The sequence below is a fragment of the Geobacter psychrophilus genome (genome assembly GCF_056821595.1).
Genome location: NZ_JBXDTU010000004.1, coordinates 2,142,444 through 2,164,749, shown reverse-complemented (window position 1 = coordinate 2,164,749; position 22,306 = coordinate 2,142,444). Strand labels below are relative to the sequence as shown.

The 22,306-nt window shown below is 51.7% G+C and carries 24 protein-coding genes; all 24 read right to left on the bottom strand.

Features of this window, described 5'->3' with window-relative positions; translation table 11 throughout:
• Positions 1 to 145: 145 nt before the first annotated feature.
• A complete protein-coding gene (locus ACOCF6_RS12425) occupies positions 146 to 316 on the bottom strand; it encodes a hypothetical protein (protein WP_214170523.1) in 171 nt (56 codons plus the stop codon).
• A 22-nt stretch (positions 317 to 338) separates the two neighbouring features.
• Positions 339 to 887, bottom strand: a complete 549-nt coding sequence (locus ACOCF6_RS12420) for a hemerythrin domain-containing protein (protein WP_482460662.1) — start codon at positions 885 to 887, stop codon at positions 339 to 341.
• Positions 887 to 1,342, bottom strand: coding sequence for an iron-sulfur cluster-binding oxidoreductase (locus tag ACOCF6_RS12415; protein ID WP_214170276.1), 456 nt, complete (start codon positions 1,340 to 1,342; stop codon positions 887 to 889). Before ACOCF6_RS12415 ends, ACOCF6_RS12420 begins: the two co-directional genes overlap by 1 nt.
• Before the next feature lie 3 nt (positions 1,343 to 1,345).
• Positions 1,346 to 1,567, bottom strand: a complete 222-nt coding sequence (locus ACOCF6_RS12410; RefSeq protein ID WP_214170277.1) for a hypothetical protein — start codon at positions 1,565 to 1,567, stop codon at positions 1,346 to 1,348.
• A gap of 218 nt (positions 1,568 to 1,785) precedes the next feature.
• Complete coding sequence (locus tag ACOCF6_RS12405) at positions 1,786 to 2,478, bottom strand: hypothetical protein (RefSeq protein WP_214170278.1); 693 nt, start codon at positions 2,476 to 2,478, stop codon at positions 1,786 to 1,788.
• A 7-nt stretch (positions 2,479 to 2,485) separates the two neighbouring features.
• A complete protein-coding gene (locus ACOCF6_RS12400; RefSeq protein WP_214170279.1) occupies positions 2,486 to 2,944 on the bottom strand; it encodes an HPP family protein in 459 nt (152 codons plus the stop codon).
• A gap of 189 nt (positions 2,945 to 3,133) precedes the next feature.
• Positions 3,134 to 4,144 carry a 4Fe-4S binding protein gene (locus tag ACOCF6_RS12395; protein WP_482460661.1) on the bottom strand — a complete coding sequence of 337 codons (1,011 nt, stop codon included), beginning with the start codon at positions 4,142 to 4,144 and terminating at the stop codon, positions 3,134 to 3,136.
• A gap of 63 nt (positions 4,145 to 4,207) precedes the next feature.
• Positions 4,208 to 4,894: a cytochrome c biogenesis CcdA family protein gene (locus ACOCF6_RS12390; protein WP_214170281.1), complete on the bottom strand. Its 687-nt coding sequence runs from the start codon at positions 4,892 to 4,894 to the stop codon at positions 4,208 to 4,210.
• Positions 4,891 to 5,274 carry a thioredoxin family protein gene (locus ACOCF6_RS12385; RefSeq protein WP_482460660.1) on the bottom strand — a complete coding sequence of 128 codons (384 nt, stop codon included), beginning with the start codon at positions 5,272 to 5,274 and terminating at the stop codon, positions 4,891 to 4,893. The genes ACOCF6_RS12390 and ACOCF6_RS12385 overlap by 4 nt, the downstream gene beginning before the upstream one ends.
• A complete protein-coding gene (locus tag ACOCF6_RS12380; RefSeq protein ID WP_482460659.1) occupies positions 5,271 to 5,498 on the bottom strand; it encodes a thioredoxin family protein in 228 nt (75 codons plus the stop codon). Before ACOCF6_RS12380 ends, ACOCF6_RS12385 begins: the two co-directional genes overlap by 4 nt.
• 137 nt (positions 5,499 to 5,635) lie before the next feature.
• Entirely contained in the window at positions 5,636 to 6,280 is a 645-nt protein-coding gene (locus ACOCF6_RS12375) for a DUF6448 family protein (protein ID WP_214170284.1), read from the bottom strand.
• A 116-nt stretch (positions 6,281 to 6,396) separates the two neighbouring features.
• A complete protein-coding gene (locus tag ACOCF6_RS12370; RefSeq protein WP_482460658.1) occupies positions 6,397 to 6,744 on the bottom strand; it encodes a hypothetical protein in 348 nt (115 codons plus the stop codon).
• Positions 6,745 to 7,087: 343 nt separating this feature from the next.
• A complete protein-coding gene (locus ACOCF6_RS12365) occupies positions 7,088 to 8,539 on the bottom strand; it encodes an ammonia-forming cytochrome c nitrite reductase subunit c552 (RefSeq protein ID WP_482460657.1) in 1,452 nt (483 codons plus the stop codon).
• 58 nt (positions 8,540 to 8,597) lie between these two features.
• Positions 8,598 to 8,999, bottom strand: coding sequence for an HD domain-containing protein (locus tag ACOCF6_RS12360; protein ID WP_482460656.1), 402 nt, complete (start codon positions 8,997 to 8,999; stop codon positions 8,598 to 8,600).
• 43 nt (positions 9,000 to 9,042) lie between these two features.
• The gene (ric, locus tag ACOCF6_RS12355; RefSeq protein WP_482460655.1) at positions 9,043 to 9,771 is read right to left on the bottom strand and encodes an iron-sulfur cluster repair di-iron protein; all 729 of its coding nucleotides are present in this window, start codon (positions 9,769 to 9,771) and stop codon (positions 9,043 to 9,045) included.
• Positions 9,772 to 9,821: 50 nt separating this feature from the next.
• Positions 9,822 to 10,271, bottom strand: a complete 450-nt coding sequence (locus ACOCF6_RS12350; RefSeq protein WP_482460654.1) for a PAS domain-containing protein — start codon at positions 10,269 to 10,271, stop codon at positions 9,822 to 9,824.
• A 180-nt stretch (positions 10,272 to 10,451) separates the two neighbouring features.
• A complete protein-coding gene (gene hcp / locus ACOCF6_RS12345; protein WP_482460653.1) occupies positions 10,452 to 12,053 on the bottom strand; it encodes a hydroxylamine reductase in 1,602 nt (533 codons plus the stop codon).
• Positions 12,054 to 12,253: 200 nt separating this feature from the next.
• Positions 12,254 to 13,180: a CopD family protein gene (locus tag ACOCF6_RS12340; protein WP_482460652.1), complete on the bottom strand. Its 927-nt coding sequence runs from the start codon at positions 13,178 to 13,180 to the stop codon at positions 12,254 to 12,256.
• Positions 13,181 to 13,310: 130 nt separating this feature from the next.
• Complete coding sequence (locus ACOCF6_RS12335) at positions 13,311 to 14,696, bottom strand: NarK family nitrate/nitrite MFS transporter (protein ID WP_482460651.1); 1,386 nt, start codon at positions 14,694 to 14,696, stop codon at positions 13,311 to 13,313.
• 140 nt (positions 14,697 to 14,836) lie between these two features.
• Complete coding sequence (locus tag ACOCF6_RS12330; protein WP_482460650.1) at positions 14,837 to 15,502, bottom strand: respiratory nitrate reductase subunit gamma; 666 nt, start codon at positions 15,500 to 15,502, stop codon at positions 14,837 to 14,839.
• Complete coding sequence (gene narJ, locus ACOCF6_RS12325) at positions 15,496 to 16,041, bottom strand: nitrate reductase molybdenum cofactor assembly chaperone (protein ID WP_482460649.1); 546 nt, start codon at positions 16,039 to 16,041, stop codon at positions 15,496 to 15,498. The genes ACOCF6_RS12330 and narJ overlap by 7 nt, the downstream gene beginning before the upstream one ends.
• Positions 16,038 to 17,489 carry a nitrate reductase subunit beta gene (gene narH / locus ACOCF6_RS12320; protein WP_482460648.1) on the bottom strand — a complete coding sequence of 484 codons (1,452 nt, stop codon included), beginning with the start codon at positions 17,487 to 17,489 and terminating at the stop codon, positions 16,038 to 16,040. The genes narJ and narH overlap by 4 nt, the downstream gene beginning before the upstream one ends.
• A gap of 4 nt (positions 17,490 to 17,493) precedes the next feature.
• Positions 17,494 to 21,069, bottom strand: a complete 3,576-nt coding sequence (locus ACOCF6_RS12315) for a nitrate reductase subunit alpha (RefSeq protein WP_482460647.1) — start codon at positions 21,067 to 21,069, stop codon at positions 17,494 to 17,496.
• Positions 21,069 to 21,854: a c-type cytochrome gene (locus ACOCF6_RS12310; RefSeq protein WP_482460646.1), complete on the bottom strand. Its 786-nt coding sequence runs from the start codon at positions 21,852 to 21,854 to the stop codon at positions 21,069 to 21,071. Before ACOCF6_RS12310 ends, ACOCF6_RS12315 begins: the two co-directional genes overlap by 1 nt.
• Positions 21,855 to 22,306: the final 452 nt, after the last annotated feature.

The window sequence follows — 22,306 nt, the reverse complement described above, 5'->3', positions numbered from 1 at the left end:
CACATAGTATGCTAGTTTTTACATATGTGCAAGCAGATTGAGCGAACGAATATAATCTGATTAAATGCCGGCCTATTAACCAGACTACGGTGATAGAAATATGAAACCGCTCCTTTTCCAAATCAGACGTGTGGAGTACAACGATTCAGCAGTCCGTTGACCGATCATTTACTCCGCTGGTTTGCTGCAGCTTGCTTTTAGTAATCTCACACTTCAGTCTCTTTTTGCGCAAGGCCGCACGCGTACCGAAGAACCCACCGGCAGCTGTCAATACCCAGATCGTTGCTGTAACCGCTATTTCGCTCGTGGTGATCATATTATATTCTCCGAATTCAAGACTATTCCTGCTCGTACTGCACAACAACGGCCTGATAATGACTTTCAAACCCGGGCGCTACATGGGCTTCTGCGGTTTGATATCCCTGCAGGATACCGGTACGCATAGTCTCTGGAATGACACGTTCTGCTAACGGGTAAAGAATTTCGTCTTCCTTACTGATATGGTCTCGCAGCAGGGCAGCATACCCCAGGGCATTATCTGCAATTGCCTGGTAAGTTTCTGTAAGCCCCGCTTGTGCCTCATGAACAGCAAATTCCATTGCGCGGACAAAGTTCCTGCCCTGATCATGTTCCATCAGCATGGCAGCTACAGGACTGTTTTCCTTCGGCATACCGTTGTCAACCAATGCTTTGAAAAGGACATCTTCTTCCTTGGCATGGTGAAAACGGTCAGCATACTGACGGATGAAGTCGATGCCATCAAGATAGAATTGCCAGTTGAGGTAATTACCTTCAGCTGTCCGGGGTGCATTTTTTTCAAGCAGGGCGATCATCCGCAAAATCAAACGGTGCTCGTCCAACAAGGCCTTGGTGATGTCTACTTTCATCAGTTCCTCCTGGCACCGTCGATACCGACAATCACTGTCTCCAGCGGGATATCCCGGCCACTTTTCTGAATCGCTTCTTTTACCATAATGTCCAGCCCTCGGCAGCAAGGCACTTCCATGATTGCCACGGTGACATGGGGCGTATCATTGGTTGAAAAAATTGTGGCCAGTTTATCTACATACGCGCCCGTATCATCCAGCTTCGGGCAGGCGATTGCCAGTGCTTTGCCCTTCAGCAGATCCTGATGCATGCTCCCCATGGCAAAAGCCACGCAGTCGGCACAGACCAGGATTTCCGCGTTCTTGAAGTACGGAGCGGTCGGCGGAACCAGATGGAGTTGTACCGGCCACTGCCTGAGTTCAGAGACGGCCCTAGTGTTATTTGTTTCGTCTGTTACCGGTCTTTCGATTACCTTCGCCATGCTGCCGGAGCAGCCACATCCCAGATTTCCCATGAGTTATTCTCCTTTTTTCGCTAAATGCGCGTTGATTTCCTGCTCAATTTTCGCTTCGTCTTCCTTGGATAAGCCGTGAATGGAAACAACATCCTTCAGCAGACAGATCCCCACCTTACAGGTGGTGCAGCCAATCTCGTAACGAGCGAGTATCTCGCCGATTTCCGGGTAGGTCTGCATCACATCCTGTATCGCTTTATCACCAAGTTCGTTATTGAAATTCATTGAACACCTCCTCGCTCTGTTATGAATCCAGCTTAGCGAAATAATTGACAGATTAGTTTGATGTGGGTCAACAAAGTAATTTCATTTTCGGAGGGAGAGCTACAATCGTGACGGGAGAAGAACGTGGTTATGTGAATCTCACCTCGTAAGGCAACAGAGTGAGGTACGGAGTCCATATACTGTGATTATCCACAAGACTCTGAGATAGCGCTTATGAACTACTGCGAATGTAATTTGAGTATATTGGTAACCTCTTGCTGCATGTTTTTCGTGTCGATCTTCGTCCACGACAAGAGTGAGCCCCAAGTCTTGGTTCCAGCCTTTACTTCAAGATAGAGCTGCTTGGCCGACTGTTTCGTCTTGGTGGCAATAACGGTGGCGATAATCAATTCCTGATTGTTGGCACCCGCTTTACGCATGTCGGACAAATCCCTCTCACTCAGCAATTGTTCCTTGAGAAAAAGCTCGTCAACCACCGCTTCTGATAATTGGTCAGTCAGTGCATTTGCGTTGAGAGTATTTGAAAATCGTGCTCCCAGGGATTTCGGCGGAAGATTCAATGGCACGACTGTATTCTTCCATGAATCACTTTTAGATTTGGCTTGGAGCAGGCTGTCCGGGGTCTTGCCGGCTTTTGAGGCGACCCAATAGGCTACCCAAAGATCGTCAGGAGAAGTGCCTTGCTGTTTTTTCATCACAATGCTCTTCTTGTCTGTTTTAAAGACGATGGCAAAGAAGGAGTTTTGCGTAGTGGCTAAAAAATACGCATCGGCAGCTGCTGGATGCGCGGCATCATAAGAACGGTCGGTAAAGCAATGACACGTAATTGCGGGTATGGCGTATGCCGACAGCGGAAATGTGAACATCGCAACAAGACAGAGAACTGTTTTGGTACCGGTAACGAGATGCATAAGAGACCTATAGCCAGTGTTTAGGATATGAACGGTGGTACACCACATTATTCGTAAAGATTGCCGTAACCAGGAGAATCAAGGCGCCTGCCAACACCGGCAACAGGATGAATCCCGGGCCAACCGCCGCTTGAACTCCGATCAGGGCGGTAGCCCCTCCCGGTGGATGGGTTGTATGAGTCAGGTTCATCACAAAAATTGATAGCCCAACTCCAAGAGCCATGGCAAATGTAGTAGACCCGAAGAGGGCAACTACAATTACTGCTACAATGGCGGAGACGAGATGCCCACCAACCAGATTGCGTGGTTGGGACAGCGACGAGTCAGTAGCTCCAAAAAGTAGAACTGCCGAAGCTCCAAACGACCCGATCAGCAAGGGATGACCGACCAACTTTGTGATCTCGCAAATTGCCAGGATGCCAAGAGTGGAACTCAGGAAACTCCAGAGTGCATAGTGTAGGGACATTTTTGGGCGTGGGCCCCACATGGGAGCCTTGCAGCGCATTGCAATTCCGGTGATTCTTCTTATCGGCACGAGCCTCTCCAGAGTTTTTACTTTATTCTTGATGAACACTCCCTTCACAATAATGTGGCCGACGCACGCAATGTTTCGGGTTTGCTAATGCTTTGCCGCATTTTATTGCGTCTTTCAATCTCAATGACTCAGGCTCTGAACAAGAGGGATGAGCCGTTGATAGTCGGAATAACTCAACGAGCTCTGCCAGTGCCCGCTGACCATCCCAGCACCTGTTCCCGCCATGAACATGAACACAACCACAGCAGGGAAAACCCACACCGGCAGCGGTCGCTTCCAGAAGACCGGCTGCATGGCGAGGACATTTCTCTCCGGGCAATGTGCCACACAGGTGAGGCACCCGGTGCACTCAGGCGAAGAAACTGCTGTGGAGGAATGCACTACAAGGCTAGAAGGACATATGGCGGAACAGCGTTGACATCCAGTACAACGAGTCGAGTCCCTTCGGATTTTGAAGGGACTGACGATACTTGCAAGTCCAAGTAATGCACCATAAGGGCAGAGATACCTACACCAGAACATTTTGTAAAAAAGTGAAAATAAGGTCAGGATTGCCAGCACCACCATGGTGGTGAAGGACATGCTCGTGAAGAAATTGAGCATTTTGACGTCGCTAACTGCCCAGTATGGAGCATCCAAAAATCCACCAAGCGCTTCGACTGACATGTCCACCAGGATAAATTTTACAAACATCAGCAATAGCAGATATTTGATACTCCGTAATCCATAGTCAAGCCATCTCCATATACGATAATTCCGGCCAACTAACTTCCGGCCAATCTTGAATGCCACTTCCGAAAGAGTGCCGACCGGGCAAAGCCATGAGCAAAATGATTTCTTGGCAAGCAGACTCATGAGCAGAATTGTCACGAATATTACCAGTGCAGCTGGATGTACCGGATGTATTTCTCCTGAAACCAGCCAGTACTTCAGACTTGTTAGAGCTCCGATTGGCAGAAAGCCTTCCACACCCGGAGGGCGGGAAACCAGCGGAACGACTGCGCCACGTTCAACAGAATTGACAAACATGCCGAAGCGGATGCCGATCCCGATCACCCACAACATAAAGCACCACTGCACAACAGTCCGTATGGTACTGGCAGATTTTGTAGAAATCCCATTTAGGTACATGATTATCCTCTTCGTATCATGGGCATTTGCCGAGATACTCTTCTCAATCCTTTTTATAAGCGCCTAGAATGCCTGCCAGATGAACCAGGCCCCGGCAAGAGAGATTATGAAACCACTTATCTTTCTGCTCCAGTTCGAAAAATTGAGCACCCCTCGCGCTTTGGCAAAAGACTCCACAAAACCGGTAAACGTCCCGGCAACGAGCATGAGTAGACAATGGCCGACAGCATAGCTGAACATCAGCATGATGCCGTAGAGAACCTGACCCTTGCCGGTGACGACGGTCAGTAACACAACCATTACCGGTGTGGCGCAGGGCGAAGATACAAGGCCAAAGAACAGACCAAGCATAAACGCTCCAATGATACCGCCTTGTCTCGGCTTGAAATCGCGCTTGATCGGCAGACGGATTTCATACAACCCCATCAGCTGGCCACCCATTACCAGTGCCACGGTACCGGCAATAGCATACCACCAAACTCCGACCACCCCGAAAACCGTGCCGAGCAATCCGGCTGCAGCGCCGAAGGCTGTGAAGGTGAGAGACAGTCCAACAATGAACATCAGGGAATAACGGAATGCCTTCCAGCGGTCACCATCGCTATATCCGCCGACGAATCCGACCACCAGCGGGATTGTGCTGAGTACACAGGGTGAAGCTGAAGAGATGACGCCTGCCAGAAATACTGCACCGAAGGCCAGCAAAGGATAGGCAGCAATGACCTGCTCAATGTTATCGATGAAGGTCACTTGAGCCCTGCCGATTTCAATCCTTTGACGATATTTTCTTTGTCCATAAAACCGGTGTGACGTTGTATCTCTTTCCCTTGCGGGTTGATAAAGATTTGGGTGGGCAGCATCTGAACGCGGAATTTCTGGACGGTTGTTTGGTCCGCACGTACGTCAATGAAGAGAATATTGGCACGGCCCTGGTACTCATTGGACAGAGATTCCAGGTAGGGTGCCATCTTCTTACATACGGGACAGGTGCGGAGGCCGAAATCGATCAACGTCGGCTTGCCGGACGACAGGGCCTGATTGACGGCTGTCGCGGTAGCTGCAGGGAGTTCGGCCCTGGCAGTACTTGTAAGCATCACGATTATGGCTAACACCGTAAAGGGCAGTCTCATAGCATTCCCTTGATTTCGGCTACTGACAACATTTTGCCCGAACACTTGAGCTGACCGTCGATAACCAGCGCGGGTAGAGTGGTGACGCCATATTTTAACATTGCGGTTATTTCCACGACCTTCAGCACCTCGCCCTGTTTCCCACTTTCATCGAGTGCTTTCTTTGTATTCGCGTAAAGTGTGATGCAATCGGCACAACCGGTGCCTAATACTTGTATTTTCATTGTAAAATCTCCTTATTGGTCACGTATCAATAGTCCACGATATGGTACTCGCAGTAAAAAGCTGCCTGACGGGGCGTTGTCCCTGCCAGGCAGCAATCCTGTGTTATAAGGTCAAATCTGATACACCTCTAATAACGTCAGTGTGTAGAGTGCGCTGACTCTTTTTTATGCGCGTTATGTTTTTCGACTTTGCCATGCTCGCCATGTGCGCCTTTAGCGGTTGCATCCTGATGAAGCCGCTCTACATAATGGGTGTACGCAACATAAGCTTCCACAAATTCCCGTCCCTGGGCAACACTTTCATCCTTATGCTTGTATGTAGTCGCTGCATGCTCGTAACGGGTCTTGATACCAGCGGATACATCATCGGTGACCAGTTTCACCAGAGCGTCGGCTGAACCGCTCGTCAAGGCCTTGTCCGCTGCGGCAACGGCCGGTTCTACTGCGCCAGCCGGTTTCAGACCGGTAAATGATGCACCTTCTCCGGCCCGATGGATTTTGACAAGGGTTGCGAAGAATTTGTGCTCTGTTTCTTCCTGGTTCTTTGATTTACTGGACAACACTTTGTTAAAGGCAGCTCGGACAGCTTTTTCATCCTTTGGCTTCACCCATTTCAGAATTGGAGTGATATCCTTGCCTTCGATCGCCATTCTGGCATCCTGGATAACCGGGCCGTCCAGGGTGTCACAATGGGCAGCAGCTTCGCGAGGGGTTGCAAGAAATAGCACCGTAAATACTGAAACTGCCAACATGCCTGTTTTAAATATGTGTGTATATCTCATGAGTTATTCTCCTTTATGTGTATGGTTTGACGGTTGATTCACCAGTACTAAGCGAATTTGCACGTTATTGCCGGGACTGCCTTACAACGAAGGAAGATAATGCCGGCAGATATGAGTCAAACGTTATATTTCGGGGGGATTTCCAGCGGAGCGCCGTAGCCTGGCAGAAAGGCACCGTTGTATGAGACCTTGTGAAGCGAAATGAGCGGAGAGTGTTTAACTACCGTACCGGAGACAGCGTCGCATGGTGCATCAAGTTCGTGGCAGTGGGGAATCTGATCGTGCCGGTCCCCGGATTCATGGTCGGCATCGGCGTCAGAATGGACACACGCGGTTTCCGTATGACCGGTTTCACTCGTACTCATATTAGTTGAGATGTAGAGCGAACCGGTAAGCGGCAGACAGATCTGAACCAGCAGTAATAATATTATTACTATCCTACTATGTCTGTTTGAGAACATCATAAGCATCTTCCGATGTACTACGTCCTGAATTTGAAAACTCTTGCTCAACGATCTCATGGTATGTTCGCAATAAGTTTGATTCAGGTCAATTTAAGAGTAAAAAACAAAATAACTTGATATATGTTGAAATCTAGCCACATGTCCCTGCCAATTTAGTTTCGCAAACAGCCTTATGCACCTACAATTCCCTCTCTTTCTTCCACCTCGCAGATACGTCCCACATGATCAAGGCACAACCCCGCTTACGGCCAGTTTCATCGCTCACCGAAGATTCAAATGACGAAAAGCCGAAATAGCTGTCTAAAACCGGAGAGCGGATATGTGCCGCTCTCCGGAAATGGAGTTATTTAGCTTCGGGGGACTTTATCTCATGCTCGGGTTTGAACATGATTTTTTTTGCACCCCGGTTGTTGGTGTACTTTGAGAGTTCAAGGTCGATCTTTTCCGGCACCTTTTCTCCAGCCTGCGCGAGCAGCTTGCGAAGCTGTGCCTCGGCAGACGCAGCGTATTTTGCAGCATCATTCAAGACGCGCATGGTTTCTTTGGGGTTATGGAAACCATTCGAGTTCTCTGCGCCAATGAATATGAGACGATAGAAAGCCTGCTCGTACTGTTCTTTTGCTTGAGCGTAGAGAACCTTATCGATCTTTTTACCTGATGCCTCAACCTTGTTCGCAATCTCAAACAGTTTCGCGTCTGTTGCCGTTGCATAGCCTGCCTTAAGGTACACAATCATTGTGTTATCCTGGATAGCAAAGATCTTATCGCGGAGTACCTGCGGCTTCTCTTCGTGGCAGGTGGCGCAAGCGACCAGATCGTTTTTAAGCGGGCTCATAATCCTGTGATCGGAAATCTTCTGACCATCCCTTGCAACGGTCGGCATGTGGCAATCCGCACAGCTAACGCCGTTGGCCCAATGTGGGCTGTTGTTGGAAAATAGTTCATACTCGGGGTGACGAATAAAGCCCAACTTAAAGCCGGTAACGCTCTGTGTCCACTCTGCATGTGCAGGAGAACTCTTGATCTCGGCAATTATGTTTTCAATGCTAATATTACCAACTTTGCTGCCCTGCCAAGGAAAGACGACATCCGTCGAATGCATCTCTTTGTCCTTACTGATTATGTAACTGACATGGCACTGTGCACAGACCAGAGTCCGCTTTTCTTGAGTCGTGAGTTTTGCCTCGTCCACGCCTATTTTCTTGAGTGCTTTGCCTAATGTGAAGCCACGAGAAATCTTTAGAGCCATTCCCCTGTTGTCATGGCAGTCAATACAAGCGACGCCGAGGGTCTGCTGATCTTTAGGAAGTTTTGCCAACACTTCCTTGTATGGGGTTGAGAAGTAGGCTTTTCCCATCTGTTTCTCTAGTATTGGTGCGTAAGGTGTTTTACATGTCAGGCATGAACCACCTGCTTTTACCCTGCCTGGGTCAACCTCAAGCTGATCCTGAACCATAAAATAGTGTCCACGTGGTTCGCGGTATTCGGAACCAAAACCCCAGCCATTGTATAACAACGCCAAAAATGGATACTCATCGAGCTTGTCACGCCGGTCCTCACCGACATCGTAACCCTTCTTGTATTTACTCTTCCCGGCTGGGGTAGGCTCGCCTGTCTGTTTCCAGAGCTCATACTGACTGGGGTACACTTTACCCCACTCGGCAGGGTCGACCGTACCGTCTTCGATAGCTACAGTCTTCAAGGGCTCTACCTTCTTTGGTGAGCACCCTGACCAAATACCCGTGGCTGCCAGTATTGCCAGCACGGTGAATCTTCTCACATACTTCATTTGCATGTTTTGCCTCCCATGGTTGGATTAGCTGCGCTACCACTCTGAATTACCAAGGTATTTCTTAGCCACTTTCCAGTTTGTTCACGATTCTGTCAGCTTCTTTAAGGATTTTAAGCTCAATATAATCGTGCCGTGAAGGTGAGTGATGATTGGCTATGATTTCGCATACTTTTATTGTTTTACTCTGTGAGAAGCAGATGCTGTTAAGCAGCATTTCGGCAATCGGCGGACCGAACTCCTCTTGAGTCTTGCCATTATTATATCCAAGGTTCTCTTCAGATTGCTTTATGCCGATATCGTGTAAAAGTGCGGAGGCAACCAGAATCTCATAATCACAGCACTGAAAATTCTCCATAATTAACTCAGAGTGTTTCAAGACCTCTAACGCATGCGAGATTCTTCGAAAATCATTTCCAAAGTAATCCACCAATAATTTTGTAACTCTAGCTTTGAAGTAATCCATATCCGCTCTAACCCTTAAGAATTACCGAGGCATCGTAAAGGTTCTAAAGTTGTGACGCTTTGGGGAAGAGGATGTTGTTCTCCAGGTGGACGTGCTTGTGGAGATCATCCTCAAACTCTTTGAGCTTTTGATATGTGATCATGAATGTATTGCACGTGTCTTTTGGTATTGCATAATCCTTTGAAAGGTGACGAATCGTGTGGATAGCATCGCCGATCTCCTCGTGCTCGCGGCCGAGTTTCGCTAGGGATTCCGTAATTACATCGCAATCTTCTTTCAATGATGCTTTGCCTGCTTTTCTTGCCGCATCGGCCCGTTTTACCGCTGGGAAGAAAACTTCTTCCTCCTCAAGTAGATGGGCTGCCATATCTGCGGTTATCTTTTGGAAGATAGTGGCGATCTCGATCACCTCGGGATGATGAGCACCATGGACTTCTGCAATTTTTCGAGCGTATATGGCAATTTGTTCGTCGTTTTCTTTGAGATATGCATGATGGGTATTGACTATGTAATCCACCAGGAAGGGGAGCTCCCATGAGGTGTAATTTTGGCTACGATCAATCTGTTCACTTTTGATTGCTTCGATCTCCCGCAATAACGTGTCGGGGTTGATAGCCTTTTCCTGACATATTGATGATAGAGCAACCTTACCACCACAGCAAAAGTCAATCCCGTGAGACTCAAAGACCTTGGCAGTTCTATAATCGGCGGCAACTATCTCACCGATTGTTGTATTTAGTGTGTAATTCGTTTGAAGAGTTGATTCTTTCATGTGTGTTCTCCTCTGAATCAGTGTTGGCCGGTATTAGTCTGCCATCTGACTCATTTTGTTGAATCATAATCAGGTGATCCTGCCAGTTTTGATTCACAAACAGTCAATCGCTCTTTCAATTCCTTCTCCTTTTTCCATCGTTCGGTGACATCCCGCATGATCGATGCACAGCCCTGCAATTGGCCTGCTTCGTCGTGCAGCAGTACCATGCTGAATTCTAGCGAAACACGGGATCCGTCTTTACGAATTCCAGGTGATGACAGGAGACCTGTCTTATATTTCGTCTCTCCAGATGCCATTACCCGGTGATAGCCATCCCAGTGGCGGCCCCGCAGATTTTCAGGAATAATCAGATCAAGTGATTGACCAACAGCTTCAGCTGCCGTGTGTCCAAACATTTGCTCTGCTCCGCTGTTCCAATAGCTGATAATTCCTTCCCGGTCTGAAATGAGGATTGCATCCGGAGCATTATTAACTGCTTGAATCAATATCCTGTCCATATTTCCTCCAATTTGTGACTTGTCGTATGTCCCAATGATTAAATGATACACCGATGGCTATGTTTGTATTTTGACCCACATCAATAAAAGAACATAAACTAGTGTAGTACACAAAAAAAGATGAGCGCCCCACGGGGACCCGCGAGGCGCTCATTATTCAACGGTGTTATTTGGAAAGTGTTATCCCAGCATGGCCTTCATGTCGGCATCAACCGTGGTGATCGGTCCGACGTTGAAGTTTTCAACCAGGAAGTTGAGGACGTTGGGGGTGATGAAGGCCGGCAGTGTCGGCCCGAGCTTGATGTTCTTGATGCCGAGGTGGAACAGGGTCAGCAGAATGACAACCGCCTTCTGCTCGTACCAGGACAACACCATGGAGAGCGGCAGGTCGTTGACGCCGCACTCGAAGGCACCTGCCAGGGCTACGGCAATCTGGATAGCGGAGTAGGCGTCATTGCACTGGCCAACATCCAGCAGACGCGGGATTCCGCCGATATCGCCGAACTCCAGTTTGTTGAAGCGGTACTTACCGCAGGCCAGTGTCAGTATAACGGTGTCCTTGGGAGCCTTCTCGGCAAACTCGGTGTAGTAGTTGCGGCCGGACTTGGCGCCGTCGCAGCCGCCAACCAGGAAGAAGTGCTTGATGGCACCGGACTTGACCGCGGCAATTACTTTGTCAGCCACACCCAGGACGGCGTTATGGCCGAAACCGGTCAGGATCTCTTGGCCCGGATTTTCGGGCAGGGCCGGGCACTCCAGTGCTTTGTTGATGACAGGAGTAAAGTCCCAGCCGTCGATGTGCTTGACACCGGGCCATGCCACCAGGCCCCAGGTGTAGAGACGGTCGGTGTAGGATTCGGCCGGTTTCTGGATGCAGTTGGTGTTAAAAATAATGGCACCGGGGAAATTGGCGAATTCCTTGGCCTGATCCTGCCATGCGCCGCCGTAGTTACCAACCAGATGGCTGTATTTTTTCAGGCCGGGATAGCCGTGAGCCGGCAGCATCTCGCCATGGGTATAGACATTGACCCCCTTGCCTTCAGTCTGTTTAAGGATCTCCTCCATCATCTTCAGGTCGTGGCCGGATACCAGAATTGCCTTGCCGGCCTTGGTGCCCAATTGTACCTGAGTCGGGACCGGGTGGCCATAGGCGTCGGTATGGGCGGTATTCAGGAGTCCCATGACGGTCAGGTTCTGCTTGCCGCACTCCATTGAAAGACCAACAAAATCCATTAGACCCAGGTTGGCGTCGGTGGTTGCTGCCAATGCTTTCTGGAAAAATGCCATGACTTCATCATCTGTCTTGCCCAGGATCATGGCGTGATCCATATAGGCCGCCATACCCTTCAGGCCGTACATCAGGATTTCGATAACGGAACGGATGTCTTCATTAACATGCTGGGTATTGATGCCGTGGGTTTCACCCTGCGTGGTCATGCCAGCCAGATCATCGGCCGGTTTCCAGTCGGCCACAGGACCGCTGATTGCCGTACCGGCAGCAGCCTTGGCTTTTTCTTTTAATTCATAGCAGCGCCTGATCAGGCCGCCGATACGAGCGGGTTCAAAATCAACGTTAGTGACGGTGCTGAAAAGTCCTTCGATGGTGAAACGATCGATCTCGGCATTGCGGCCGATCTTGTCGGCGTACAGCGCCAGACTCTTCAGTCCGTAGAGCAGATGATCCTGCAGGGCCGCCACATCAGGTTTCTTGCCGCATACTCCAGAGATGTTACAGCCTGTTCCATTTGCTGCCTGCTCACATTGATTACAGAACATACTCATTGTTTGACTCTCCCTTAACTTGCTGTTTCAGTAGACTTGATTAGATGATTTCAGATTGACTGTGTGTACAGTATAATGATTTCTATTGAAATTACTTGACTGTTGTCAAAATTGTTATGAAATACCTTTTGATCTGGTCTGATCTTCTTTCATAAACTGAACCAGTATTCTGGGAGAATGTCAACACTTATCCCCACCACTTATCCCCACCTCCAGAGAGAAAGTATCAGAATGATTATGAAGACAATCGTAAGGTTCATGTGTGCCATGAAGAAAAACACCCGCTCGTGCAGTGGAGCTTTTCGAGCGTTAGAAGCGTCAAAAGTCCCCACTTCTGTCACGTCACCCAATTTCTCACGGCCATGCGGTGCAAGATTCAATGCATCCGTCAAATCATTACCGGCATTGTGCCTCCCCATGTGTGTCCCTTGTTTCCAGAGTTTACTCTGAGTTGCATCATAGACCTTTCCCTCAAAAGCAAAATAGGCTGGGTGCCCGTCTTTCCCATCGTATACCGCTAGGTCATCTAGGGTAAATTTACCTGTGGGGCCAGACAATGAAGCTCCCTTCCTCTTTGCCTTGAGACGCGGCCCGATGACCGTGATGACAAACAGGGCAGAGATTACCATTACCAAATAGAGAAATACTTTGATGAGCAGGAGGACGCCAAAGTTGGTGTGATAGAGCGTATCGAAGGATGTCACCCGATAGAAGGTCAGAATGGAACCGGTTATGCCCATGACGATCATTGAGAGGATACCGACTCTTACCTCACCGCGTGGAAGCCCGCTGGCCGCATAGGCTGGCTTGAGAATAAGGTGGACATAAAGGATCGTGCCGAACCAGAATATGGCGGTCAGGAAGTGAATATATCCGATTGCCAGCCGGATCCATTTAACCAAAGTTCCTTTTTCAGGGGATTTTGTCTTTGTTTGGAGAGATCCGGCAAATGACTTGCCGGCCGTTGTCAGTTCACCTCCACCTCCAGGATCAAGGTGACAGACAGCGCAAGCCTGTCCGGTCTGCTTGGCATACTCCTCGGTAGCGCCTGACAGTTGCGGAGTAAAAAACACGAATGACGACAACAGAAATAATCCAATGAAGTGTTGTGAAATAATCATTCGCATTCGGCTCGTCACTCCCTTAGGCTATTAAACGGATAGATTTTAAAACTGAATAACGTTCCATTATACCACGTTTACTGTCTGTGCTTGATCGTAGTCAAAAAAACTTGTTACGTTGATGCAACTAACAGTATTAACAGGGCATCTCGGCATTTTTGCGTGAATAATACCACCAGGTCATGATGATGCAGGTTACGTAAAAGAAGACAAATCCGTACAGAGCGGCTTGTGGTCCTCCGGTCGCGGCAATTGACGAACCGAAACCCTTGGGGATGAAGAAGGCTCCGTATGCTGCAAAAGCGGAGGTAAACCCAAGCACTGCCGCAGCTTCCTTGCCGGCATCCTTGACAGCCTGATTCTGAGCAACCGCACCCTTGCCCTGCGCATCACGTTGCCGCTCGGTGAGAAAGATAACAGGGATCATACGGAAGGTGGAACCGTTACCAATACCGGTTGTGAAGAACAAAAGTATAAACATAGCGAGGAAACCCCAAAAATTGCCGCCCACACCCCCGTAAGGTAGAAAGAAGAGTACGCCAAAGACCGCTGCAGCCATGACCATAAAGTTCCAGAATGTTACCCTCGCACCGCCCAGTTTGTCTGCCACCCAGCCTCCCAGCGGCCTGGCCAGTGCACCGACAAGGGGACCGAGAAAAGCGTACTGCGTGGGGTTTTCAGCCGGAAATTGAGACTTGATCAGGAGTGGCAGGCCGGCGGAGTAGCCGATGAATGAACCGAAAGTACCCAGGTAGAGCCAGCACATGATCCAATTATGCCTGCGCCTGAAGATGATCGATTGCTCCTTGAAAGAGGCCTTGGCACTGGCAATGTCGTTCATGCCGAACCATGCCGCAATGGTGGATGCAAGGATCAGTGGAACCCAGACAAAGCCGGCGTTTTGCATCCAGATTGATGTCGTTTGACCCTTGATAGCGCATATTTGCGAGTCACCGCACAGTGCGCTGAACATACCGGTGGTTATCACCAGCGGCACGAGGAACTGCATGGCGCTGACCCCCAGGTTCCCCAGTCCGGCATTCAGCCCCAGAGCGGTTCCTTTCTGCGCCTTGGGGAAGAAAAAACTTATGTTGGCCATGCTCGACGCGAAGTTCCCCCCCCCGAAACCGCACAATAGCGCCAGGATCAGCATGATGGTATAGCTGGTGTGCGGGTCGCGGACGGCAAACCCGATGCCGAGGGCCGGGATCAATAGCGTTGCCGTGCTGATGGTGGTCCATTTCCGGCCACCAAAGATCGGTACCATGAATGAGTAGAATATCCGCAAAGTGGCACCTGTCAGACCAGGAAGCGCAGCCAGCCAGAACAGCTTGTTGGGATCGAATTTGAAGCCGATGTTGGGAAGGTTGACCACGACAACGCTCCAGACCATCCAGACCGCAAAGGAGAGAAACAGCGCCGGGATCGATATCCAGAGATTGCGGTTGGCGATAGCCTTTCCTTCCTTTTCCCAGAATGCCTTATCCTCCGGGTTCCACTCTGTCAATACGCGAGATGCCATGCTTGTCTCCTTGATGTTCAATGGTATTAGAGCAGGAATGAGCTTGTATACCGCTGCCTTGCAGATTCCCCGGATGCTGCCACCACCCCTCGATGTCAGCGCTGTTGTTGGTCAGCCTGTTAAGCATTCCCTGTGCCGTGCTATTTCGTCCGCCAGCGATAAAGGATCGGCGGGTCTTTCAGGAAGTCAAATGGGACATAGAGCAGGTGCACCAGCTTGGTAAAAGGCAGCAGCGCTACAATCAGGAAGGCACAGGCTGCATGCAGCTTGAAGACCAAAGGAAAATCGGTCATGTACTCAATTTGCGGATTGAAGGAAGCCAGCGACCAGAGATAAGGAACCGCTGTATGCAGGTACCACTGGGAACCCCAGCGCATGAAGGTTGCGATATAGACCCCGGTCAGTGCCTGAGCAAGCAGAAGGTAGAGTAATACCCAGTCCGAGGCAAATGTCACCCGTTTCAAGAGCGGCGTGTTGACGCGGCGTAGCAGGAGCAGCAGACAGCCGAAAACCGCGAAGAGACCCAGCGCGAGCCCGATGCTTTCGATAACGACCAGGTTGGTCTGGTTCCCGAGAAAAACCTTAATTGGACCGGGGGCAATAACACCCAGAAAATGGGCAGCCAACACCGGGATAATGCCGTAGTGCCACGGATTGATTCCCCAGAAGAGTGTCTTGCTCTCCAAAAATTGCGTGGAGTAGGCCGACCAGGTCAGGCGGTTGCTGAAGAAACGATAGGGCGTTACAAAAATAACCAGCGCCAAAGCGGCGTAGGGCAGAACGATAAAGATAAAGCTGTTTAACATGATGGCACCTCCTTACAATCTTCAGCGCAGAGCAGTCGGGCAGCTTCAACCAGTACTTTCCAGTGCGAATCCTGCCGGGCGTCGAAGGCGGTACTTAGCCTTTCAACTCCGGGTAACACACATTCGGCGATGAAGGGCTGTCGTGTCCCTTGCCCCTCCTGTCGTGCCAGATGGGCCAGAAAACCGAGCACCACCGAAAGGTGATCGGGAAGTTCGGTCCCGATGGGTGTGTATCCGCAGCGTTCGAACTCCTGTTTCAGCATGATCATGTAGCCGCCCTTCTTCTGGTTATCGCCGAAGAGGTGGTGTCCCAGATAGGGCGCTGTGGCCGGATTGAAGTCGAAGGTGGCGACGTACTCTTCCTGTAGCGCTGCCAGGGAGGAGGCATCGACAAATTCGGCAAATTCTGATATTGGGGCACCTGGTCGCCGCTTGTTCAAAAAGGTGCTGACTAGATTATAATCGTCCTGCAGTTGCTGCTTTTCCTCCGGATAGTCGAGCATCCGGGCAAGGGCTTCGTAGCTGGTGGCAATGGTCATTTCGCCCCCCTGGTCTTCTTCAGGATACCGAAACCGCTGGCGCCTTTGCGCTGGTATGAGTCCTGCTCTTCACGCTGTTGGGTCGGAATCACGTTCCGCTCACGGTAGGAGGCGATGGTGAAGAGGCGATAGAGGCGATTTGCTCCCGCTTCATCCAATCCCGCATTTTTAAGGATTGACTCTTCGATCGGCTGCCCAAGGTTGCCAGCACGTTTAAAGAGGCGTAGGGCGATCTGTTTCCGCAAAATATCGGCAATGATTTCCTGGTTACCGCCGGAGAGGAGGCTTGCCAGGAAACTGATCGGTGCCCGCATCTTTTCGAGAAGCGGGAATGTGCCATGGTCGGCCAGTTCATGGAGATCGCCACCGCTTGAAATTACCGGGGAGAGCGAGGGGATGTAGTAGGCCATCGGCATGGTGCGAAATTCAGGATGTAACGGTAGTGCCACGGCAAACTCCTTTACCAGGGCGTATACCGGCGACTTCTCGGCCGCCTCCAGCCACTGATCCGAGACCCCGTTCTTGCGGGCAGCCTCCCTGACTTCCGGATCGTGTGGATCCATGATGACGTCACGGTGAGCAGCCACCAGTTGGTCGTCAGGCTTGAGCAGCGCTTCTTCCACCCGGTCGGCATCGTAGAGCAATACGCCGACGTGGCGGATCCGGCCGACGCAACTATGGGCGCAGGCGTTGCACTGGCCGGTCTCGGTGCGCGGGAAGCAGAAGATACACTTCTCCGCCTTGCCGCTCTGCCAGTTGAAATAGACCTTCTTGTACGGACAGGCGCTGGTGCAGAAACGCCACCCCTTGCAGACCTCCTGATCCACCAGGACAACGCCGTCCTCACCCCGTTTGTAGATCGCCCGGGATGGGCAGGAGGCAACACAGGCCGGGTTCAGGCAGTGATTGCAGATACGGGGGAGATAGTGCATGAACATGCGTCCGTAGTCCGCCACAAGGGTACTGTCTTCCAGATTGGAATCCTCGACGGCATAGACCTGCGATCCGGAGAGATCGTCATCCCAGTTGGGACCGCCGGTGATTTTCTCAATCCGCTCACCGGAAACCTGTGAGAATGCTTCGGCCACCGGTTGGTCGCTGCCGGGGGGGGCTTTGTACAGGTTGCTGTAGTCGAAATCGAACGGTTCATAGTAGTCGTCGAGCTTCGGCATATTCGGCTGGAAGAACATATTGAACAGCGTCGGCCCCTTGCCCATGGCCCGCAGCTTCAGCTTGCCTCCCTCGCGAAGCCATCCCCCCTTGAATTTTTCCTGATTCTCCCACTTTTTGGGATAGCCAACGCCCGGCTTGGTCTCGACGTTGTTCCACCACATGTACTCGGCGCCCTTGCGGTCGGTCCAGATGTTCTTGCAGGAGATGCTGCAGGTGTGGCAACCGATGCACTTGTCCAGATTGAAAACCATTACCAGTTGTGCTCTGACGTCCATTGCCTCACCCCCTCAACTTTCTGACTACCACGTAGCTGTCACGGTTTACGCCGGTCGGCCCCCAGTAGTTGAAGTAAAAACTGAATTGTGCGTAACCGCCGAGCATCAGGGTCGGCTTCAGGCGTATGCGGGAGAGACTGTTGTGTACGCCTCCGTGTTTGCCGCTTTTCCGGGACTTTTTGACATTGAGGGTGCGCTCCGGCGCGTGGTACATGACCGCCGCTCCGCGTGGAATGCGGGATGACACCACGGCCCGGCTGGTCACCACGCCGTTGGCGTTAAAGATCTCGATCTCCTCATTGTCCTCGATCCCGGCACTCGCCGCATCTTCGTGGTTGAGCCAGACGACAGGACCGCCACGTGAGAGCGTCAGCATGCGCAGATTGTCGCTGTAGGTGGAGTGAATACTCCACTTGCCATGGGGTGTCAGGAAGTTGAGTATCAGCCCGGTTTCTCCCTCGGTTTCGTCCAGGATCGCCGGGTTGAGTTTACCCTTGAAGGTAGGCAGTCCCTCGTTGAACTCACCGTAATAAGGGTGGTCGAGGTAAAGCGACTGCCGACCAGAGAGGGTTCGCCAGGGCACGCCGTGCTCCACATTCAGCGTGAATGGTGCATAGGGACGGTTCTCGTTGACCAGTCCGCTCCAGACCGGGGAACTGAGGTGGCGGCGCGGTTTCTGGGTTACGTCCTCCCAGGTGATACGGAAGTTGCGGTCACCTGCGGATATCTGAGCCAAAGGCTTGCCTACCCGTTTCTCCAGGTTCTGATAGGCGCGGTGTGCCAGTTCACCGTTGGTCTCCGGAGCGAGGGCCATGATTACGTCGGCGACGTTGCGCACGTCCTCCATATCGATGAAGGTCTTATCCCCCCACGAACGGGTCGGCATGGTTGTAAGGAGTTTTTCGTGAACGTCGTCCGCTTCCCAGCTGACTCCGTGTGCATGCAAATGTCCGATGTGCGGGCCAAGAGACATGAAGCGGTTGTAGATATTAACGTAGTCGCGCTCGACGATCGGGAGGTTCGGCATGGTCTTGCCCGGAATGGCTTCACACTCGCCCAGCTTCCAATCCTTCACACTCCGCTGTGCAATTTCACCCGGTGTGTCGTGCTGCAAAGGCGCTGCGATGATGTCCTTGAATGGTTTGGGGAAGTGTTTCGGTGCAAGTTCGCTGACCTTTTTGGCGATCCCGGCGAAAATATTCCAATCGGATTTTGATTCCCAGGCCGGATCAACGGCGGCATCCATGCAGTTGACAAAGGAGTGCATGTCGGTGGTGTTCAGGTCCGATTTTTCGTACCAGGTTGCTGCCGGCAGGACGATGTCCGAATAGAGGGTCGAGGTGTCCATGCGGAAGTTGAGATCCACCACCAGGTCCATCTTGCCGGTGGGAGCCTTCTCATGCCAGACGATATCCTTAACCTGCCCCTTGGCTGCCTCCCGGGCGGTAAAACTGCTGTTGGGAGCGCCGATGACATGTTTGAGGAAGAACTCGTGTCCCTTGGCGCTGGAAGAGATGGCGTTGCCGCGCCAGATAAACCAGACTTTGGGGGAATTCCCTTCACCGTCCGGGTCTTCGATGGCGAAACGGGTCTCGCCGCTCTTCAGGCGGGCGATCAGCCAGGCGCGGACCTCATCGTCGCTGGTAGCTCCTGCCGCCTCTGCTTGCTCCATCAGGCGGATCGGGCTCTCATTGAAATGCGGGGAGAATGGAAGCCAGCCGAGTCTAACTGCTTTGGCGTTGAAATCGGCGGTGTGCATCGGCATATTCTCGCCGGTCTCCGGCTTGAAGTAGTCGACAAAATTGCGATCATAACGCCACTGGTCCGAGTGCATATACCAGAAGCTCGGGGTGTTCTGCAGACGCGAGGCCTTGGTCCAGTCCTGAGCCATGGCAATGGAGGTCCAGGGTGCCAGTGGCACCACTTTTTCCTGACCGACATAGTGGGCCAGACCGGCGCCGTTCCGTCCGACGCTCCCGGTCAGGATCAGGGCGGTGATAGCGGCCCGGTAGATCAAGTCGTTGTGATACCAGTGATTGACGCCGGCGCCAATGATGATCATGTTGCGGCCGGTGCTCTGTTCGCCGTTCACGGCCCATTCGCGGGCAATTGTTATCAGGGTCTCGGCGGCGATGCCCGTATATTTTTCCTGCCAGGCGGGTGTAAACGGTTTGTCATCCTGGTAGTTTGCCGGATAATCGCCTCCCAGGCCGCGAGAAACTCCGAACTGACCCATGAGAAGGTCGAAGACGGTCGCAACCGTAATCTCCCCATCTTTCGTCATGACACGCCTGACCGGGACATCCCGGAGAACATCACCATCGGCCTCAAAGGAGAAACGGACCGTACCTGTAGTTTGGCCCAGGTTGGTCAGGCTACAGTCGATATCTGAGCCGTCCACCATGTCAACCATATCCAGGTTCCAGTTCCCCTCCTGCTTGCTCCAGCGTGAACCGACGCTGCCATGGGGAAATCGGACATTTCCGGCGCTGTCGCCGACGCAGAGGGTCCAGTCGGCATGTTCGATACCTTCGCCCCGCTCCAGGTCGGACGCCCGCAGAAATTCTCCCTGTCGCAATGCGCCGTCCTTCTCGGTCAGCTTAACCAGGAACGGCAGGTCGGTGTACTTGCGCACGTATTCGTCAAAGAAGGGAACCTGGCGGTTGGCATAGAACTCGGTCAGGAGCACATGGTTGACCGCCATCCAGAAAGCGCCGTCGTGCCCCTGTTCCACCGGCAGCCAGGCATCGGCAAACTTGCTGGCCATGCTGTAATCGGGAGACATGACCACCACCTTGGTGCCGCGGTAGCGGGCTTCGGTCATGAAGTGAGCATCAGGGGTACGGGTCATCGGCACATTGGAACCGCACAGAACTATGTAGGAAGCATTATACCAGTCGGCCGACTCGTTCACATCTGTCTGTTCACCCCATACCTGGGGAGATGCCGGGGGGAGGTCGCAGTACCAGTCATAAAAGCTCATGGCAACGCCGCCAAGCAGCTGAAGGAAACGGGTGCCGGCCGCATAACTGATCATCGACATGGCCGGGATGGGCGAAAAACCGATCACCCGGTCAGGTCCATGCTTTTTGGCCGTGTAGAGGGAGGAGGCGGCAATCAGTTCGGTTGCCTCATCCCATGAAGCGCGACGGAAGCCGCCCATGCCGCGCTTGCCGACATAACTCTCACGTGAGACAGGGTTCTCAACTATGCTCTTCCAGGCTTCGACCGGGTCTTCATGTTCTATGCGGGCTTGACGCCAAAGGTCGATCAGCACACCACGCATATAGGGATGCTTGACACGCAGGGGACTGTAGAGATACCAGGAAAAGCTGATTCCCCGCGGACAGCCGCGTGGCTCGTGATTGGGTAGGTCGCCGTTGAACTGGGGATAGTCGTTGGCCTGAAGTTCCCAGCCTACGATACCGTCCTTGACATGTACCATCCAGCTGCAGCCGCCAGTGCAGTTGACGCCGTGGGTGCTGCGCACCACCTTGTCGTGCTGCCACCGATTCCGGTAGAACTCTTCCCATCCCCTGTTGGAGGGGCTATGGTCGTCCTTGATTCGCTCGTTCGGCATTATCTGATCCTCCTTTTGTAGAGAGCCAATCCCAGTAATAGCACTACAAACAGGCCACCGCCAATCAGGGGCAAAGATACGCGAGCGCCGCCCACTTTCTGTGTCGCAGAGTCCTTAAACAGGGCCATCAGGGCCGTGATCTCATCATCGGTCAGCGGACGTTCGGCATAGATCTTCTTCATGGTCGGAAACTTGAGCGCCTTGAGCGCCCCCTGCATGCCCGTATCACCCATTTTCTGGTAGGACTTGTTCAAATCAGCAATAGAGAGGTTGCCACCCTCAATACCGGGATAGGTAAATGGATGGCAGGAAAGGCAGGGTGCGCCACCCTTGGTTAGGCGCTTGTTCCCAATGAAGAGTGCCTTGCCTTGAGCGATCAGTTCCGGCGTCACCACCACTGCCATCTGTTCGCCGTTCGGTAGGGCAGCTGCTGCAGCGCCGTCTGCTCCCGAAAGGTAGGCAATGATTTTCAGGGCATCATCATGGCCGATACCCAGGTTCGGCATTTCGTAGCCGTACTTCTTGACTAGTTCGGCCTGAATCGGGTCTTTCTTTGCCGTCAGCTTGTCCGGTTCGATGATGAGTGATTCGAGCCACTCATGTGTCCGCTTGCCGACCACCCCCTTGAGGTCGGGACCGCCGCCGTCTCCGCCGCCTATGGAATGGCAACTGGCGCACTGCTTGTCGAACAGATCTTTACCGGGATCTGCCTGTGCGGGACAGCTGTTTGCCAATAGAGCCAGCAATACAATGAAACAGCTCATAAGCCTGCCTGATTTTGCCATACACTTTCCCCTCTCGCCGTCATAAATGAGACACTGTTTAAAAATTGATATTTTATTACTTAAATTTTCCGTACAATATGCTTGAAGCTGACTTTTAAAGGAGTTACTGGGACACTAACTTTAATACCTGCACAAATAAATGTAGTATATCATTACACTTACCCGCAGTTAAAACATTGACCTAGGTCAAATAGTGTTTGTATATAATTTGTTGAATGGGATTAGATAAAACTCGTAACGCATAGGCTGGAAGAGATTCGCTTGAATTATCATGAGGAAGAAAAAAGCTTGGAGAGAACTCGCTTGTCTGACGCATAGAAGTCGCCAACCTGGTTGGGGTGAAGCTTTTAAGCGACGAAGAGAATTCGAACTGGCATACCTTCGGGAGACACATTGACGATAAGCTGGCCCTGCTGCCCAAGCGGGTTCGTAGAGTGGTAAGGGTCAATGAT

Excerpts from the sequence above, each read along its gene's own strand:
- ACOCF6_RS12360 (WP_482460656.1), bottom strand. The coding sequence starts at position 8,999 with ATGGATTACTTCAAAGCTAGAGTTACAAAATTATTGGTGGATTACTTT.
- hcp (WP_482460653.1), bottom strand. The coding sequence starts at position 12,053 with ATGAGTATGTTCTGTAATCAATGTGAGCAGGCAGCAAATGGAACAGGC.
- ACOCF6_RS12425 (WP_214170523.1), bottom strand. The coding sequence starts at position 316 with ATGATCACCACGAGCGAAATAGCGGTTACAGCAACGATCTGGGTATTG.
- ACOCF6_RS12370 (WP_482460658.1), bottom strand. The coding sequence starts at position 6,744 with ATGATGTTCTCAAACAGACATAGTAGGATAGTAATAATATTATTACTG.
- ACOCF6_RS12350 (WP_482460654.1), bottom strand. The coding sequence starts at position 10,271 with ATGGACAGGATATTGATTCAAGCAGTTAATAATGCTCCGGATGCAATC.
- ACOCF6_RS12400 (WP_214170279.1), bottom strand. The coding sequence starts at position 2,944 with ATGTCCCTACACTATGCACTCTGGAGTTTCCTGAGTTCCACTCTTGGC.
- ACOCF6_RS12380 (WP_482460659.1), bottom strand. The coding sequence starts at position 5,498 with ATGAAAATACAAGTATTAGGCACCGGTTGTGCCGATTGCATCACACTT.
- ACOCF6_RS12420 (WP_482460662.1), bottom strand. The coding sequence starts at position 887 with ATGAAAGTAGACATCACCAAGGCCTTGTTGGACGAGCACCGTTTGATT.
- ACOCF6_RS12375 (WP_214170284.1), bottom strand. The coding sequence starts at position 6,280 with ATGAGATATACACACATATTTAAAACAGGCATGTTGGCAGTTTCAGTA.
- ACOCF6_RS12385 (WP_482460660.1), bottom strand. The coding sequence starts at position 5,274 with ATGAGACTGCCCTTTACGGTGTTAGCCATAATCGTGATGCTTACAAGT.
- ACOCF6_RS12335 (WP_482460651.1), bottom strand. The coding sequence starts at position 14,696 with ATGGCATCTCGCGTATTGACAGAGTGGAACCCGGAGGATAAGGCATTC.
- ACOCF6_RS12410 (WP_214170277.1), bottom strand. The coding sequence starts at position 1,567 with ATGAATTTCAATAACGAACTTGGTGATAAAGCGATACAGGATGTGATG.
- ACOCF6_RS12340 (WP_482460652.1), bottom strand. The coding sequence starts at position 13,180 with ATGCGAATGATTATTTCACAACACTTCATTGGATTATTTCTGTTGTCG.
- ACOCF6_RS12395 (WP_482460661.1), bottom strand. The coding sequence starts at position 4,144 with ATGTACCTAAATGGGATTTCTACAAAATCTGCCAGTACCATACGGACT.
- narH (WP_482460648.1), bottom strand. The coding sequence starts at position 17,489 with ATGGACGTCAGAGCACAACTGGTAATGGTTTTCAATCTGGACAAGTGC.
- narJ (WP_482460649.1), bottom strand. The coding sequence starts at position 16,041 with ATGACCATTGCCACCAGCTACGAAGCCCTTGCCCGGATGCTCGACTAT.
- ric (WP_482460655.1), bottom strand. The coding sequence starts at position 9,771 with ATGAAAGAATCAACTCTTCAAACGAATTACACACTAAATACAACAATC.
- ACOCF6_RS12315 (WP_482460647.1), bottom strand. The coding sequence starts at position 21,069 with ATGCCGAACGAGCGAATCAAGGACGACCATAGCCCCTCCAACAGGGGA.
- ACOCF6_RS12365 (WP_482460657.1), bottom strand. The coding sequence starts at position 8,539 with ATGCAAATGAAGTATGTGAGAAGATTCACCGTGCTGGCAATACTGGCA.
- ACOCF6_RS12405 (WP_214170278.1), bottom strand. The coding sequence starts at position 2,478 with ATGCATCTCGTTACCGGTACCAAAACAGTTCTCTGTCTTGTTGCGATG.
- ACOCF6_RS12415 (WP_214170276.1), bottom strand. The coding sequence starts at position 1,342 with ATGGGAAATCTGGGATGTGGCTGCTCCGGCAGCATGGCGAAGGTAATC.
- ACOCF6_RS12330 (WP_482460650.1), bottom strand. The coding sequence starts at position 15,502 with ATGTTAAACAGCTTTATCTTTATCGTTCTGCCCTACGCCGCTTTGGCG.
- ACOCF6_RS12310 (WP_482460646.1), bottom strand. The coding sequence starts at position 21,854 with ATGGCAAAATCAGGCAGGCTTATGAGCTGTTTCATTGTATTGCTGGCT.